This window comes from Microbacterium sp., from assembly GCF_049661145.1.
Lineage (GTDB): Bacteria > Actinomycetota > Actinomycetes > Actinomycetales > Microbacteriaceae > Microbacterium.
Genome location: NZ_JBASZT010000399.1, coordinates 1 through 15,857 on the forward strand (window position 1 = coordinate 1; position 15,857 = coordinate 15,857).

Annotated in this window: 11 protein-coding genes; all 11 read right to left on the reverse strand. The window is 70.2% G+C overall.

The window, feature by feature from the left end:
* Positions 1 to 91 precede the first annotated feature (91 nt).
* The 11 genes from WBP48_RS16505 to WBP48_RS16555 all read right to left on the reverse strand — a co-directional run bounded on the left by WBP48_RS16505 (position 92) and on the right by WBP48_RS16555 (position 15,499).
* Entirely contained in the window at positions 92 to 1,261 is a 1,170-nt protein-coding gene (locus WBP48_RS16505) for a cystathionine gamma-synthase (protein ID WP_424441830.1), read from the reverse strand.
* The gene (locus WBP48_RS16510) at positions 1,258 to 2,271 is read right to left on the reverse strand and encodes a PLP-dependent cysteine synthase family protein (RefSeq protein WP_424441831.1); all 1,014 of its coding nucleotides are present in this window, start codon (positions 2,269 to 2,271) and stop codon (positions 1,258 to 1,260) included. Before WBP48_RS16510 ends, WBP48_RS16505 begins: the two co-directional genes overlap by 4 nt.
* Before the next feature lie 249 nt (positions 2,272 to 2,520).
* A complete protein-coding gene (locus WBP48_RS16515; protein WP_424441832.1) occupies positions 2,521 to 3,720 on the reverse strand; it encodes a PLP-dependent aminotransferase family protein in 1,200 nt (399 codons plus the stop codon).
* A 17-nt stretch (positions 3,721 to 3,737) separates the two neighbouring features.
* Positions 3,738 to 5,411, reverse strand: coding sequence for a dipeptide ABC transporter ATP-binding protein (locus tag WBP48_RS16520; protein WP_424441833.1), 1,674 nt, complete (start codon positions 5,409 to 5,411; stop codon positions 3,738 to 3,740).
* Positions 5,412 to 5,435: 24 nt separating this feature from the next.
* Positions 5,436 to 6,278 carry an ABC transporter permease gene (locus WBP48_RS16525; protein WP_424441834.1) on the reverse strand — a complete coding sequence of 281 codons (843 nt, stop codon included), beginning with the start codon at positions 6,276 to 6,278 and terminating at the stop codon, positions 5,436 to 5,438.
* Positions 6,275 to 7,297 (reverse strand): ABC transporter permease, encoded by a 1,023-nt coding sequence (locus tag WBP48_RS16530; RefSeq protein ID WP_424441835.1) that lies wholly within the window; start codon positions 7,295 to 7,297, stop codon positions 6,275 to 6,277. Before WBP48_RS16530 ends, WBP48_RS16525 begins: the two co-directional genes overlap by 4 nt.
* Before the next feature lie 17 nt (positions 7,298 to 7,314).
* The gene (locus WBP48_RS16535; protein ID WP_424441836.1) at positions 7,315 to 8,979 is read right to left on the reverse strand and encodes an ABC transporter substrate-binding protein; all 1,665 of its coding nucleotides are present in this window, start codon (positions 8,977 to 8,979) and stop codon (positions 7,315 to 7,317) included.
* Positions 8,980 to 9,035: 56 nt separating this feature from the next.
* The gene (locus tag WBP48_RS16540; protein ID WP_424441837.1) at positions 9,036 to 10,454 is read right to left on the reverse strand and encodes an FAD-binding oxidoreductase; all 1,419 of its coding nucleotides are present in this window, start codon (positions 10,452 to 10,454) and stop codon (positions 9,036 to 9,038) included.
* A gap of 400 nt (positions 10,455 to 10,854) precedes the next feature.
* A complete protein-coding gene (locus WBP48_RS16545; RefSeq protein WP_424441838.1) occupies positions 10,855 to 12,903 on the reverse strand; it encodes an FAD/NAD(P)-binding protein in 2,049 nt (682 codons plus the stop codon).
* 11 nt (positions 12,904 to 12,914) lie between these two features.
* A complete protein-coding gene (locus WBP48_RS16550) occupies positions 12,915 to 14,261 on the reverse strand; it encodes an NtaA/DmoA family FMN-dependent monooxygenase (protein WP_424441839.1) in 1,347 nt (448 codons plus the stop codon).
* The gene (locus WBP48_RS16555) at positions 14,258 to 15,499 is read right to left on the reverse strand and encodes an LLM class flavin-dependent oxidoreductase (protein WP_424441840.1); all 1,242 of its coding nucleotides are present in this window, start codon (positions 15,497 to 15,499) and stop codon (positions 14,258 to 14,260) included. The genes WBP48_RS16550 and WBP48_RS16555 overlap by 4 nt, the downstream gene beginning before the upstream one ends.
* Positions 15,500 to 15,857: the final 358 nt, after the last annotated feature.

The following is a 15,857-nucleotide window of genomic DNA, read 5'->3' on the forward strand; positions in this document are numbered from 1 at the left end:
GGCCGGTTGTGCGCGGTACCCAACCGGCCGACTCGGCAACAAGGGGCGGGCTCGACGACACGAGGAGTCCTGGCGCGCGGGCGCCAGAGCGTCAGACCGCGAGCGCCTGCTCCAGGTCGGCGAGGAGGTCGGCGACTGCCTCGATCCCGACCGACAGGCGCACGACCTCGACCGGGACCGCCGCCTCGGTGCCGCGCACCGAGGCGTGCGTCATCTCGTCGGGGTAGTTGACGAGCGACTCCACGCCACCGAGCGACTCTGCGAGCTGGAACAGCCGGGTCGACTCCGCGAACCGGCGTGCTACCGCTCCCGATTCGAGCGCGATCGACACGATTCCGCCGAAGCCCGACATCTGCCGGGCAGCGAGGTCGTGACCCGGGTGCGAGGCGAGTCCGGGGTAGTACACGCGCGCCACTCGTTCATGCCCTTCGAGGAATGCGGCGACGGATGCCGCGTTCTCGCTGTGCCGACGCATCCGCACGTCCAGGGTCTTGATGCCGCGGGTCGTCAGCCACGCGTCGAGCGGGCCCGATACCGCGCCGACGGCGAACTGCAGAAAGCCGAGCTGCTCGGCGAGCGCGCTGTCGCGGTGCGCTTCCGACAGCACGACCGCGCCGCCGACGACGTCGGAGTGACCGCCGAGGTACTTCGTCGTGGAGTGCACCACGATGTCGGCGCCGAGCGCGAGCGGTTGCTGCAGCGCGGGCGTGGCGAACGTGTTGTCCACGACGACGAGGGCCCCCGCCTCGTGACCGATCGCGGCCAGCCCCGCGATGTCGGTGATGCGCAGCAGGGGGTTCGAGGGGGTCTCGACCCACAGAATCCGAGGTGCGCGCTCGGCGACGGCGGCCCGCACGGCATCCGGGTCGCTCATGTCGACGACCCGCAGGCGCACGCCCCACGGTCCGAGCACGCGGGACAGCAGCCGGTGCGTACCGCCGTACACGTCGCTGCCGAGCAGCACCTCGTCGCCCGGCGACAGCACCGCCCGCAGCAGGGTGTCTTCGGCGGCGAGTCCCGACGCGAAGGAGTAGGCGTGCGCGCCGCCCTCGATCGCGGCCAGCTGGGTCTGCAGCGCCGTGCGCGTCGGATTGCCGCTGCGGCCGTACTCGTACCCCTGACGGAGTTCGCCTATGCCGTCCTGGGCATATGTCGTGGAGAAATGGACCGGCGGGATGACGGCCCCAGTCGTGGGGTCGAACTCCTGGCCGGCGTGGACGGCGAGACTGGCGAAGCCGCGTGCGGCGTCGAGGGTGGTCATGGGCGTGCTCCTGTCGGGGTGGATGCCGCGAGCGCGAGCCCACGAGCGGCGAGCCAACCATCGTCGTACAGCTTTGAGAGGTAGCTGCGGCCATGGTCGGGCAGGATGACGACCACGACGGCATCCTCATCAAGGTCACGGGCCGTGCGGAGCGCCGCGACGACCGCCATTCCGGAGGATCCGCCGACGAGCAGGCCCTCCTCGCGGGCGAGTCGGCGCGTCATGGCGAAGCTCTCGGCATCCGTCACCCGTTCGTAGCGGTCGACGACGGTGGGGTCGAAGGTCGCCGGGTAGAAGTCCTCGCCGACGCCTTCGACGGCGTACCCGTGGAGCGGTCCGCCGGAGTAGATCGACCCCTCGGGATCGGCGCCGACGACCACGACCTCGCCGGCGGTCGCGTTCTTGAGGAACCGCCCGGCACCGCTGATCGTGCCGCCGGTGCCGATGCCGGCGACGAGGTGCGTGACCCTCCCGTCGGTGTCGCGCCAGATCTCCGGGCCGGTCGTCTCGTAGTGCCCGCGCGGCCCGTTGAGATTCGCGAACTGGTCGGGCTTGAACGCGCCGGGGATCTCGCGGGCGAGCCGGTCCGAGACGCTGTAGTACGAGTCGGGATGCTCCGGCGGCACGCTCGTGGGCGTCATGACGACCTCGGCGCCGTACGCCCTCAGCACGGCGACTTTCTCGCCGGCGAACTTGTCGGGCACGACGAAGACCATGCGGTAGCCACGCTGCAGCGCGACGAGGGCGAGTCCGACGCCGGTGTTGCCGCTGGTCGGCTCGACGATCGTGCCACCGGGGCGCAGTTGGCCTGCAGCTTCGGCGGCATCGATGATGTTCCCGGCGATGCGGTCCTTCGCCGAACCGCCGGGGTTGAAGTACTCGACCTTCGCGAGCACGGTGGCGCGGATGCCGCCATCAGCGCGGTCGGCTCGGTCAGAGGCCGTCACGGCGTTCAGGCGGACAAGGGGCGTGTTGCCGACGAGGTCGGCGATGTGCGATGCGTAGCGCATGAGCGTCCTGAAGAGTGGGGCCGCAGGCACAGAGTGCGCTCCAAGGCGGCGGGCGGTCGGGGTCGTCGGAGGGAGCCGGAGAGGCTCAGCGACAACAGCGACAGGTCAGGGGCACGGCACCACCGTATGTGATTCGGCCCGGTCTGTCGACCGGAGAACGTCACAATACGGAGAGGGCGGCGACGCGACCGCTCATTCCCTGCTGGCGCTCATCGCCCGCAGCCGCACTCTTGCGGCGAGCACGACCGGTTACGACTGGCGCTGCACCGCCCGTGCGAGGCGGGCGGCGGCTTCACTCAGCTGCTCTTCAGTGGTGTTGCCGAAGGACAGGCGGAGGTGCCGCGCGGCATCCGTCCCCGGTCCGGACGGGAAGAACGAGCCCCGCTGGTACTCGACGCCCTCGGCGCTGGCATCGTCGGCGAGCCGGTCGGCGTCGATCGCGTCGTCGCGCAGGCGCGGCCACAGGAACAGTCCACCCTCCGGCACCTCCACCTCGAAGGTTCCGGGCGCCTCTCGCTCCAGCGAGGTCGCAAGCGTCCGGGCGCGATCCCGGTACAGCGCGCGGGCGCGCGTCAGCGTCGCGTCGAAGAGGCCGGGGTCCGAGGCGAGCAACTCGGCGACGATCGCCTGTGTGAAGGTCGACGAGTGCGAGTCCTGTCGGCTGCGCAGCGCGACGACATCGGGCACGAGCCATTCCGGCAGGACGAGCCATCCCAGGCGCAGTCCCGGTCCGAGGGTCTTGGTGAAGGTGTTGACGTGAATGACCCGGTCGGAGTGGTTGAACGGCTCCTCCTCGGCCGTCGCCCCCGCGAAGCGCAACTCCCGGTACGGGTTGTCGGCGAACACGACGAATCCGTACTGCTCGGCCAGGCGGACGAGCGCGCGCCGCGCCTCGAGCGGCAGCGACCCCTGCGTCGGGTTGTGGAAGTCGGGCACCGTGTAGAGCGCCGCGGGGCGTGCGCCGCCGCGCAACAACTGCTCCAAGTGGTCCACGTCGAGGCCCTCGCGACCGACCGGCACAGGAAGGAACTCCCCGGCGGAAAGCTCGAGCCCACGCAGGAACAGCGGGAAGATCGGGTTGTCCACCGCGACCAGTCCACCGCGCTCGACGGTCGTCTGGATCGCCAGAGCCAGGCCGTGGAAGCCGCCGTTGGTGACGAAGATGCGCGAGACGGGCACCCCCTCGCGCTCGGCGATCCACTCGCGCAGCGCCGGGATGCCCTCGGTCCGCGAATACTGCAGCGCCGGCAGCCCTGGGGTCGCGAGCACGCGTGCCGTCGCCTCGGCGAGTTCGCGGGCCGGCAGCACCGAAGGATCGGGGATGCCGCCCGTCAGCTCGATCGCGTCCTGACGCCGGTCGCGCAGGGTCTGATCGCCGAAGCCCTTCGGCGCCGTGAAGGCGGAGACGAGGGCCGTGTGCGCGGGCGCGGGGAGGGTGTCGATGGTCATGAGGTTCTCCGGATCGGTCAGGCGGTCGGGACGAGGTCGACGCGCTTCTCGGGACGCGCCTCGAGGCGTGTCCCGGCGCGCGGGATCGCCGACAGCAGGGTGATCGTGTAGTCGTCCTGCGGGTCGGCGAAGACGCGGGCGACCGAGCCGCTCTCGACCACCCGGCCGCGACGCAGCACGGTGACGGTGTCGGCGATCTGCCGCACCAGGGCGAGATCGTGTGAGACGAACAGGTAGGTCAGTCCGCGCTCGACCTGCAGGCGCAGCAGCACCTCGAGAATGTCGGCCTGCACGCTCACGTCGAGAGCGCTGGTGGGTTCGTCGAGCACGATGATGTCGGGCTCCAGCACGAGCGCCCGCGCGATCGCCACGCGCTGGCGCTGACCTCCGGACAGCTCTGCGGGCCGGCGTCGCGCATGGTCGGCGGTGAGTCCCACGGCGTCGAGCGTCTCCGCCACACGTGCCGCGCGGTCTCGCCGCGCGCCCACGCGGTAGCGATCGAGGGGCTCGCGCACGATCTCCCCGACCTTCCACGCCGGATCGAGCGACGTGAACGGGTTCTGATACACCAGCTGCAGGTGCCGACGGATGCCGCGCAGGGCTTCCGCGTTGCGGCCCAACACCGATTCCCCGTCGACCAGGATCGTGCCGGCGTCGGGATGCTCGAGGCCGAGGAGGGCGCGCAAGGCCGTCGTCTTTCCCGATCCGGACTCCCCCACCAGCGCGTGGGTCGTGCCGGCGGGAACGGCGAACGAGACGTCGTCCAGCGCCTTCACGCCGCCCGTGAAGGTCTTGGCGAGCCCCGTGACCTGAATCTTCGCGGACGCGGCAGACGTCGCCGCGCGCGTCGCCCGAGCTGCGGGAACCGCGGTGCGCTGCGCGCGAAGCGCCTCGTAGCGCGCGGGGTTGAGCGACGGCGCGTCGGCCTGCAGCCGCCGGGTGTACTCGGATCCCGGCCGGGCGAAGACGTCGGCGGTAGGGCCGCCGTCCTGCACTCGTCCGTCCTTGAGCACCACGAGGCGGTCGGTGCGCTCGCCCGCGATGGCGAGGTCGTGCGTGATGAGGAGCAGACCGATGCCGCGTTCGGCCTGCAACCGGGTGAGGAGGTCGAGGATCCGCTTCTGGATCGTCACGTCGAGCGCGCTCGTCGGTTCGTCGGCGACGATCAGCGAGGGCGCGGGGATCAGAGCCAGTCCGATGAGCACGCGCTGCAGCATCCCGCCCGACAACTGGTGCGGGTAGGAGTCGTACACACGCTGCGGGTCGGGGAGGCCCACCTTCTCGAACGTGTCGAGGATGAGGAGCTTCCGTGCGCGGGCGTCGCGCGGCTCGACGAGCGTCGCCGCCTCGTGCGCCTGCGCCCCGATGCGCCGCACCGGGTTGAGCGCGTTCGCCGGGTCCTGCGGAACGAAGCCGATCTCTCGCCCGCGGAGCGCGCGGAACCGACGCTCCGGCGCTTTGAGCACTTCCTGCCCCTGGAAACGAATGCCGCCTGATGCCTTGGCACCCTCGGGGAGCAGTCGCAGGACGGCGCGAGCGATGGTCGACTTGCCCGAGCCCGATTCGCCGATGAGGGCGAGGCTCTCGCCGCGGGCGACGCCGAAGCCGACGTCGAAGACGACCTGCGTGCGACCGTATGCGACGGAGAGCGCGTCCACGCGAAGGAGCTCGGGGGTGGTGTTTTCAGTCATGTCGGGTCCTTCCGGAAGAGGCGGTCAGGAGGTCTTGCGCAGCCAGCGGCTGATGCGGTTGACCGACAGCACCGCCGCCACGGTGACCAGCGCCGGGTAGAGGACCAGCCATGGGGCGCGCGGGTAGTCCTTGCCGGACGAGATCAGCAGTCCCCAGTCCGACGCCGGCGGCGGGTCACCGTAACCGAGGAACGCGAGCCCGGCGATGACGAGGATCGACAGGCCGAACTGCAGCACTGCGAGGGTGAGCACCGAACGCGAGGCGTTGGGCAGCACGTGGCGGAAGAGAATGTGTGCGCGGGAACCCCCCTGCAGTGCCGAAGCCTCCACGAAGACCGCCTTGCGGGTCTTGATCACCTCGGAACGCATCACGCGGGCGAACACCGCAACGGCCGAGACGCCCGTGGCGATGGCCGCATTGATCGTCTGGAAGCCGAGCGAACTGACGACCACGACGGCGAGAAGGAAGCTCGGAATGGCCAGCAGTACGTCGACGACGCGCGCGAGCCCGATATCGGTCCATCCGCCGAAGAATCCGGCGAGCAGCCCGATGGCTCCGCCCACGACGACGCCGATGACGACGGCGACGAGGGCACTCAGCACGGACGACTGCGCGCCGAACACGACCCGCGCGAACTGGTCGCGGCCGAGCTGATCGGTGCCGAAGAGGTGCGGGATGCTGGGGGCGAGGAACTTGTCGGCAGGGATCCCGACGGCCGGATCGTACGACGTGAACAGTCCCGGCGCGACAGCCCACGCGATCACGACGGCGAGGGCCACGAACGACAGGATGACCGTCGGCGGCAGTGAGAACGCGATCGGACGCGCGGTGGCGGAACGGGGGGTCGCGAGAGCGGCACCGGTCATACGACGCTCACCTCCTCCTGGAGCGGGGTGTGCAAGGGCTGGTCGGCCGCGGGCGAGACGGCCCGTCCGCGCAACGCGCGGTCGAGGCTCACGCGCGGGTCGAGAAGCGGATAGGCGAGATCGGCGAGAAGGTTCACGACGACGAAGACGATCGCCGCGAGGGAGACGACGGCCTGCAGCACCGGAAGGTCCTGACTGGCGACGGCACTCTGCACGAGGCTGCCGACGCCGGCGCGTCCGAAGATCGACTCGGTGATGAGCGAGCCACCGAGGAGCTCTCCGACGATGAGGGCGAGCACCGTGACAGTCGGGAGCGACGAGGGCTTCACCAGGTGCCGCGCGAAGATCGCGGTGCGGCGCAGACCGTGCGAGCGTGCCACGGCGATGTACTCCTGTCGCGACTCGTGGTCGAGGTTGGCGATGAGCACCTCGGCCAGCTGCGCGGACACCGGGATGCCGAGCGCCACGGCCGCGAAGAACGTCGACCACGGCCCCTCCGAGTCGATGATGCGGAAGACACCCAGACCGAAGGCGAAGAGCTGGATGAGGAGGAGGCCGATCACGAAGTTCGGCACGGAGAGGAACAGCGACGGAAGAGCGCGCAGCAGGCCCTGACCGTAGCGCACCGGGAGCACCTGGGTGCCCCAGGCGATGAGCGCGGCGAGCACGATCGCGACGGCGAGCGCGGAGGACGCGAGGACCAGCGTCGACGGCAGCGCCTGCGCGATGAGGTCGCTGACGGGCAGGTTCGAGCGCAGCGAGATGCCGAAGTCGCCGACCACGAACCGGCTGAGCGACGTCCACAGCTGGACCCACACCGGCTGGTCGAGGCCGTAGTAGGCGACGATGGCGTCGATGTCATCCTGCGTGAAGCCGTTGTCGGGGTTCTTCAGCGTGCTGGTGACCGGATCGCCGGGCAGCACGCTGATCACGAGGAAGGTGAACACGTAGGCCAGCAGCACCACGAGGATCGCCTGCGCCGTCCGCGAGAGCGCAAAGCGGGCGTAGGGGGAGCGCATGTCGGTTCTCCTGGGTCTCAGCGGTCGAGCCAGGCGGTGTAGTAGTTCGCGTACGCGAGACCGTTGTAGGTGACGTCCTTCAGGTCGGGCGTCTGCACGTAGATGCGCTGAACGATCTGAGTGATCGGCACGAAGTAGGCCTCCTCCAACACGTACTGCTGCAGTTCGTCGAAGACCGCAGCGCGCGACTCGATATCGGTAGCGGATGCCACCTGCGCCGCGAGGTCATTGAGAGTCGTGTCACTCGTGCCGACTTTGAACCAATCCTCGTCGCCGGGGTTGGTGGAGGTCAGCACGCCCGGGATGGTGCCGATGTCGATGAAGCTGCGCGTCACCTCGTTGGCAGCAACCGTCGCGTTGCCGATCACCTTCTGCCCATAGGTGAGGACGTCGTATGCCTCGATGTTCACGCCGAACCCGATCTTTGCCAGCTGCTGGGCGACCAGCTCATCGATCTCTTTCGAGGTCGCAAGATAAGGGTTGGCGTAGAGGGTCACCGAGAGCTTCTGCCCGTCCTTCTCACGCACGCCGTCGGCGCCCACGGTCCAGCCCGCATCATCCAGAAGCTGAGTGGCCAGGTCGGGGTCATAGGCGAACGCGTCCGTGTGGTCTGTCGCTCCCGGCACGTTGCTCTGCACGAAGCTCTCGGCGGCCTTCCAGTCCTTGGTGTAAACGGTCGAGAGGATTTCGTCACGGTCGATGCCGCGGGAGAACGCCTGGCGTACGGCCTTGTCGCCGAACGGCGCGACGCTGACCCTCAGCGCGTAGCCGTTGACGAAGCCGAGGTAGCGGGGAACGGCGATCTCGAAGCCCTCGCTCTCCAGCGCATCCAACTCTTGCGGGGAAGCGTTGAACGCGACATCCGCCTGCCCCGACTGCACCGAGCCCGTGCGCAGTGTCGGCTCCGGAACGACTTTGTACGTGATCGTGTCGAGGTAGGCCGCGCCGGTGTGACCGAGCGCTTCGGGGCCCCAGTTGTAGTCGTCCCGCTTGGCGAGCACGACGTTGTCGCCGTCCTTCCACGACTGCACCACGAAGGGGCCGCTGCCGATGCTCTGGGAAAGGTCGGCCTGATCTTCCGCCGACAGCGCGAGGGTGTCGGGCGAGATGAGGATCGAACCGTGGTAGCCGAGCGTCGGAATGAAGCTCAACGTGGGTTTGGAGAACGTCACCTTCACGGTGGCGTCGTCGACGGCCTCCGCACCGACATAGTTGGCCGAGGGGAACAAGCCGACCCGCGCAATGCCTTTGTCGGGCTGGCCCTTCGCCCACACCTCGATGTTGGCGGCGACAGCGGCGGCGTCGACCGGCGAGCCGTCGGAGAAGGTCACGCCGTCCTTCAGGTGGATCGTGAACTCCGTCGCGGCGTCGTTCTGCTCCCAGCTGTCGGCCACCCAGGGACTGAGGTTGCCCTCGCCGTCGACATAGATGAGCTTGTCGGTGACTTCGCCCCAGATGTTCCCCTGGTAGCTCGAGATCGAACTGGCGTTGGGAATCCAGCTGGAGCCGAGCGAATCGATGAGGAAGGTGATGTCACCGCCCGACTTGGGTTCGCCGGAGCTGTCGCCCGAGGACTGCGGCGAGGTGGCGCCGGCGCAGCCGGCGACGAGGACAGTCGTGGCGAGCGCCGCGGTGGCTGTGAGCGCCGCCCGCCTCAGCAGGCGGGGGAGAGAACGGGTCATGCTGATTTCCTTGCTGTGTTGGGGTGCAGGTGAAGTACGGGGTGCGGATGCCGTGGTCACAGTGCCTTGCCGGGGTTGAACAACTCGAACGGGTCGAGTGCCGTCTTGATGGCGAGCTGGGCCTCGCGGCTGCGGGGAGAGAACTCGAGCGCGGCCAGGTCACGCTTGACGGTGCCGATGCCGTGCTCTCCGCTCACGGTGCCGCCGAGACCCAGTGCCAGGCGAGCGAGCTCGTCGGCAGCATCGTGCAGGTCCCGCGGCGGGGCGAACGGGTCGCCCCCGTCAGGGATCGGTCTCGTGATGACGGGGTGCAGGTTGCCGTCGCCGGCATGGGCGACGGCGCCGATCTCCACGCCGTACCGCTCCTCCAGCGCGGGGAACGCGGCGAAGACATCGCCGATGCGCGACTTCGGCACGGCGATGTCGCCACCGGCGAACCACGTCCGCTCATCGCGACCGCGACCGCCGCGACGCAACGCCCAGAGGGCCTCGCCGCCAGCATCCGTCTCCGCCGTCACGCGCCCACCGACCGCCTCCAGCGCGTCGCGGAGATCGGCGAACTGGTCATCGATGCCGTAGCCGTCGAGCTCGATGAGCAACAGTGCACCGCCACGCTGCCGCAGGTCGGTCCCCTGGTGCCGGTCGATGTTGGCGAGCGTGCGGCCATCGAGGAACTCGATCACCGCCGGGCGCACGGGGCTGCCCGTGATGGCCGCGAGAGCGGAGGCCCCGGCCGCGGTGTCGTCGAAGAATGCCGACACCGTGCGCCGGGCGACCGGAACGGGGCGCAGCCGCACCGTGATGCGCACGACGATGCCGAGGATGCCCTCCGAGCCGACGAACAGCGACACGAGATCGAGGCCCGCGACGCCCTTGATGGAGCGATGACCGATAGTGATCAACTCGCCGTCGGCCAGCACGACGTCCAGGGCGAGCACCGATTCGCGAGTGACGCCGTACTTGGCGCAGCGGAGGCCGCCGGCGTTGGTGGCGACGTTGCCGCCGATGCTCGAGATCTCCCAGCTGGCCGGGTCGGGCGCGTAGAACAGTCCGAAGGGCGCGAGGTGCTCATTGAGCGCGGCGTTGAGCACGCCGGGTTCGACGACGGCCACCTCGTCGAGGGGCGACACCTCCAGGATGCGGTTCAGCCGTGCGGTGGACACGACCAGCTGATCGACCGTGGCCGAAGCGCCGCCCGAGAGGCCGCTGCCCGCACCGCGCGGAACGATCGTCACACCGTGACGAGCGGCCGTCCGCACGATCTCCTGCACCTCGGCGGGGGTGGAGGGAAAGGCGACGGCCGGCCCGACAGACGCTTCGCGGCGTGAGGAGCGCGTGGCGGCGTCATCGAGGTACAGGACGGTGTCGCTCGAGCCCGCGCGCACGTCGAGGCCGGGGAGTGCCGCAGCAAGATCGGTCAGCACGGCGGCCAGTCCGGTAGCCGGCGCTTCGCGAAGTGATTCAGACGCGGACATCTGGAGCCTTTCGGGTGGGAACAGGGGCGGAGCAGGTTCCCCTCCGCGGCTTCCAGCACGTTAGGCGACGTCGCGAGTCCGCGAACGCGCGTTCGTCACACCCCGTCTGATAACGTCACGCCGCGAAACAAAGCGCCGTGAGAAATGTCGGCGGTAGGTTTCCCGGGAGGTCGCGGACGCTGTCAGCGGCCGGATGCTGAGGAGATGACGGATGCTGAGGAGCAAACCCCGGCATCCCGTCCTCAGAATCCTGCATTCTCCTCGGGAACCTGCGGGGCCGTCGCCGGCATTCGCGCTAGCGGGGTCGCAAATGGCCGCTACACGTCGGCCATGGCGACCAACTGCGACCCGCCCGCGATCGAGCGACCGGAGGGTGTCCCCGCGGGGTCGCGAATGGTCGCTATCTCTCCGCGATAGCGACCAACTGCGACCCCTCCGTCGAGCTCACCAGCGGGGCTCTGGCCGCGCCGCTCGCGGCGATCGCGTCGACGACGGCGCCTGCCACGACGTCGGTCTGCCGCAGCGAGAGCGAGTCGGACCCGGGGCGGGTGAAGGCGCCCGCCTCGGTCGCGCTCGTGAATGAACCGATCGCGAACACGTCGCTGTGAGCGGGGCCGCCGGGTGCGCGCACGTGCCCGGTGTCGTCGACGTCGATGCGGCCCAGGGTGCCTGCGAAGTCGGCATCCGCCACCTGCAGTTCCCGCCCGTGGACGAGGGCCAACTCGCGCAGCGCCGGGTTGTCGCTGATGGCAGCGCTCGCCCGCGGCAGCCACGCGTCCACGAGCGTGGCCGCGACCTGCTCGCCCGGCACCCGGGGCGAGGACGCGACGAACCCCCTGCCCGGCTCGATACGCACGTGAACATCGGGGCCGAGGAACCGCACGACGCCGGCGCGCGAGAGCGCGAGCAGCTCCTCGAGCCGGTGAGCGGGCGGGCCCGAGGCGACGTAGCTGAAGAACGTGTGCCACTGGATCGGCAGCGTGACGGCGCGCGACCGCGCGCTCCAGCGGTCGGTCGGGATGTCGCCGAGCGCGAGGAAAGACAGCAGCAGCGCGAGGAACACCGCTTGCGCCGGACTGCGCTCCTGCGTCGTGCGCAACGCCAGGTCCTCCTGGATGTGCGCACGCACTCGTCCCTGCAGCGTTTCGGCATCCGGGAACTGCTCGCCCGCGAGCGGCCGGTCGAGCGTTGGTACGTCGAAGCGGTCGAGACAGTCGGGAATGACGGCCGCCGCCGCGGCCCGTAGCGCTTCGACATCGCCCGCTGTCGCCCGCAGCACCTCCTGGAACTCGTCCCAGCTCGCGCGCACCCGCTCCGGATGCCCCGTGAACAGCTCCCGGTAGTGTCCCCAGACGAGCTCTTCGCGCACGAGCGGCCACACGTCGTCCGCGAAGTCGACCGTCCCGGGCCGCGCGAGCAGCCGGGCGATCGCCTCCTTCGTCAGCACGTGCAGGACCGGCGGCGCCCCTTGGATCGCCGAGCCGACCTTCGACCGGTACGGCACGCCGCGCCGCGACCCGAGGTGCAGCCGCGGCTCGCGGCCGGACGGCCGGTACTGGAGTGCTCCTGCATCATCCGGCTCGAACCGTCCGCCGCGGCCCTCCGCCAGCAGCACGACGGCATCGACGGCGGCAAGGCCCATCCCCCGCACGATGACGTCCTCTCCCGCCCCGAGCCCCGAGAGGTCGGCGTCGGCGGTGAAGTCCGGCGGCACGTAGTGCAGACCCGCGGATGCCGCGGCCTCGATCAGCCGCAGCGTCTCCCCGTCGGGCTCGCGGCCGTTGTGGCCCACGGCATAGACGACGATGTCGGCGGGCAGAATGCTGCCGGCGGCTGATGCCGACGGGCCGGCGAGTTCGACCAGCCACCCGCCGCCGGTGTCGTCGCCTTCGTGCACGCTGGCGACGGCATCCTGCACCCACTCCACCCGCACGCCTGCCGGTGCGGACGCAACGGTGCGGCGCCAGAACCAGTCGAGGTAGTGGCTCTGCAATCGGCGCGTCGGAAACGACTCGCCCCGTAGGCCCCGCAGTTCTGCGGCGGTGCCGGCATCGTCGATGAGGACGTCACCGATCGCGCCCGAGCGTACGCCCTCGGCCCATTCGATGAGCGACGGGCCGGGCCGCACGGGGCCGGATATCGTGCACGTCTCGTCGGTGAAGACCGTCACGTCACGCGCCATCGAGTTGAGCTTCAGCAGCGGCGACTGCTCGCGCCGCCAGATGCGCCCGGCGCCCGGTGGATGAGGGTCGACGAGCGTGATCTGCGCCGGCGGGAGCGCCCCGGCATCCTCGGTCTCGTCAGGCCACCGCGCGAGGATCCGCTCCAGCAGCATGACAGCCCGCGGACCGGCGCCGACCACGACGATGCGGACGGCGGCGGCGGGGTTGCGACGTTTCGACTCGCCGCTGCGCTCGTCGCGGGGCGACCGGGGGGTGCGCTCGCTCAACGACCGGAACCTCACACCGCGACGCGGGAGCGCACCGGCTCGAGCCCGAGCAGGTCGTGCAGCGTCGCGCCGTCCTCGTACGAGCGCCGGTACGACCCGCGCTCCTGCAGCAGCGGGATGACCTTCTCGGTGAACTCGTCCAGGCCGTGGGGGCTCAGGTGCCCGACGACGGTGAACCCGTCGGTCGCCCGCTCCTGCACGTAGCGGTCGATCTCGGCGGCGACGTGCTCGGGCGTGCCGACGAACGTGTGCTTCGCGGTCAGGTGGATGACGAGATCGCGGATGCTGAAGTTCTCGGCCGCGGCGAGCTCGCGCAGCTGCGTGATGCGGCCACGGATCGCGGCGTGCCGGTTCGCGAATCCCAGCGCGGTCTCTGAACCCGTGTCGGGGTCGACGTCCGGCAGCGGTCCGTCCGCGTCGTAGTCGGAGAAGTCGCGGTTCCAGATCTGCTCCAGGTAGGTGATCGCCGTCTGCGGGCGCACCTGCTGCAACGCGATCTCACGCGAGCGCTCGCGCGCCTCGGCATCCGTGTCACCGAGGACGAACGTCGCGGCGGGCAGGATCTTCAGCGAGTCCTCCTCGCGACCGTGCGCCGACAGGCGTCCCTTGACGTCGCAGTAGAACTCCTGGGCGTCTTCGAACTCGGTGTGCCCCGAGAAGATGACGTCGGCGTGCCGTGCGCCGAAGTCGCGGCCCTCGGCGGAATCCCCCGCCTGCACGACGACCGGCCGCCCCTGCGGCGAGGCCGGCACATCGAACACCGCGTCGACGTCGAACAGGCGCGACGCGAAGCGCACCCGGTCGATCCCGCCCTCGCGCAGGAACTCGCCCGTCGCGGCGTCGGCGACGATCGCGTCGTCGTGCCACGACGCCCACAGCCGCTTGGCGAACTCGGTGAACTCGGCGGCGCGCACGTAGCGGTCGGCTTGATCGAGATATCCGCCGCGGCGGAAGTTGGCGCCGTGGAAAGCGTCGGAGCTCGTCACGGCGTTCCACCCGGCGCGACCTCCCGAGAGATGGTCGATCGTCGCGAGCTCGCGTGCCAGCTCGTACGGCTCGTTGAACGTCGTCGACAGGGTCCCGACGAGCCCGATGTGGGAGGTGACGGCGGCGAGCGCGGCGAGGATCGCGAGCGTGTTCGGGCGGCCCAGCACGTCGAGGTCGTGGATGCGCCCGCGGTGCTCGCGCAGGCGCAGCCCCTCGGCGAGAAAGACGTAGTCGAACAGTCCACGCTCGGCGTTACGGGCGAAGTGCTCGAACGACGCGAAGTCGATCTGGCTGCCCGAGGTCGGGTCTGTCCACACCGTCGTGTTGTTGACGCCTGGGAAGTGCGCGGCGAGGTGGATCTGGCGGGTCATGCGCGGGTCTCCTGTTTGGCGAAGCGACTGGTCTGGTCGGCGAAGCGACTGGCGCGGCGCGGCAGCCCGAGGCGTTCGCGCAGGGTGGGTGCTCCGTTGTCGGAAGCGAGGATGCCGGCATCCGAGATCAGTGGGACGACCTGCTCGGTGATCGCTGCGAGGTCGGCGGGTAGGCGCGCGGGGCGCAGGCGGATGCCGTCGACCCCGGCGTCGGCGAGGGCGGCGATCTCTGCGACAACGTCATCGGCCGTTCCGACCACGACGCGCGCGTCGGTGATCAGCTGTGCGCGGTCCTGCAGGCGCGCCCACGCCTGGTCGGCGGCGGCGCGGGTGTCCTCGATCAGCACGAGCAGGTCGGCGAACACGCGCAGCGGCTCGGGCTCGGTGCGCAGTTCCGCCGACGCCTCGGCGAGTTCGGCGAGGATGCCGGCGGTGGCCGCGGCATCCGCCGGGGTCACGAACACGACGTCCGCGTACTCGGCGGCGAGCCGGTACGGGACGCGCAAGTGCGCGAGCACGGTCACGAGCGGCTGGCCCTGCGGCGAGCGCGGCACGATGGAGGCCCCGGTGATGGCGAAGAACTCGCCCTCGAACTCCAGGTTGTGGATGCGGTCGCGGTCGAGGAACTTCCCGGTCACCGTGTCGCGGATGATCGCGTCGTCCTCCCACGAGTCGGCGAGACGCCGCACGGCGTCGATGACGTCGCCCGCCTCGCGGAACGCGGCGAGCCACTCGGGATGGTCTTCGACACGCAGCGATCCGACGCTCGCGAGGTCGGTGGGGCTGCCGGTCGGATCGCTGCGACGACCGAAGTTCGCCCGCTCCTGCGCGTTCGCCCCCGCGACGAACCGCGCACCGGCGCGGCCGTGGCTCGCGTGGTCGAGCGTCTGCAGGCCGGTCGCGATGTGGAACGGCTCGGGGTGCGTCGTCGTGACGGTCGGCACGAGCCCGATCCGCTCGGTCAGCGGCGCCAGGAACGACGCGAGCAGCACGGCGTCGAGGCGCCCGCGCGCCCGGTCTCGGCGGGTCTCGGCATCCGCTTCGTAGGAACGGCCGCCGAGCGAGAGCGCGTCCTCGAGAGTCGCGAAGAGGACGCCGGCCCGCTCCGCGGTCTGCACCAGCTCGCGCCAGTACGCGGGCGAGGTCAGTTCGGTCGGACGCGCCGACTCCTCCCGCCACGCGGCGGGATGCCAGCCGGCGCCGTCGAGGGCGACGGCGAGATGAATGCGCTCGGTCACGGGCGCTCCCTTCGGTTGGGGTGGCGGTCACGGCGATGGCCGCTGTTCACACTCTGCGAGCACTTGCGGACACGGCCAAACCGGAACGTAACAGGACGCCGCGAACGGGCAGCACTCCTGCTACTGCTGCCACAGCCACGACGAGACAGCGCATTGCAGCCGCGAACGACGACGGGCTACTCAGAAGGACGCGCTACTCAGAAGGGTGGTGGGTCGGTGTCGATCTCGTACCCGGTGGGTGTGGTCCAGGTCAGGTCGCCGGTGTGGGGGTCGCGGTGTAGTCCCCATTGGGTTTCGTCTTTGACGGGATGATGTCGGGGGCAGGCGGGGGTGAGGTTGTCGGCGCTGGTGGTCCCGC

What these genes read in the sequence shown, in the direction of transcription:
- WBP48_RS16505 (WP_424441830.1), bottom strand. Translation starts at nt 1,261, where the DNA reads ATGACCACCCTCGACGCCGCACGCGGCTTCGCCAGTCTCGCCGTCCAC.
- WBP48_RS16510 (WP_424441831.1), bottom strand. Translation starts at nt 2,271, where the DNA reads ATGCGCTACGCATCGCACATCGCCGACCTCGTCGGCAACACGCCCCTT.
- WBP48_RS16515 (WP_424441832.1), bottom strand. Translation starts at nt 3,720, where the DNA reads ATGACCATCGACACCCTCCCCGCGCCCGCGCACACGGCCCTCGTCTCC.
- WBP48_RS16520 (WP_424441833.1), bottom strand. Translation starts at nt 5,411, where the DNA reads ATGACTGAAAACACCACCCCCGAGCTCCTTCGCGTGGACGCGCTCTCC.
- WBP48_RS16525 (WP_424441834.1), bottom strand. Translation starts at nt 6,278, where the DNA reads ATGACCGGTGCCGCTCTCGCGACCCCCCGTTCCGCCACCGCGCGTCCG.
- WBP48_RS16530 (WP_424441835.1), bottom strand. Translation starts at nt 7,297, where the DNA reads ATGCGCTCCCCCTACGCCCGCTTTGCGCTCTCGCGGACGGCGCAGGCG.
- WBP48_RS16535 (WP_424441836.1), bottom strand. Translation starts at nt 8,979, where the DNA reads ATGACCCGTTCTCTCCCCCGCCTGCTGAGGCGGGCGGCGCTCACAGCC.
- WBP48_RS16540 (WP_424441837.1), bottom strand. Translation starts at nt 10,454, where the DNA reads ATGTCCGCGTCTGAATCACTTCGCGAAGCGCCGGCTACCGGACTGGCC.
- WBP48_RS16550 (WP_424441839.1), bottom strand. Translation starts at nt 14,261, where the DNA reads ATGACCCGCCAGATCCACCTCGCCGCGCACTTCCCAGGCGTCAACAAC.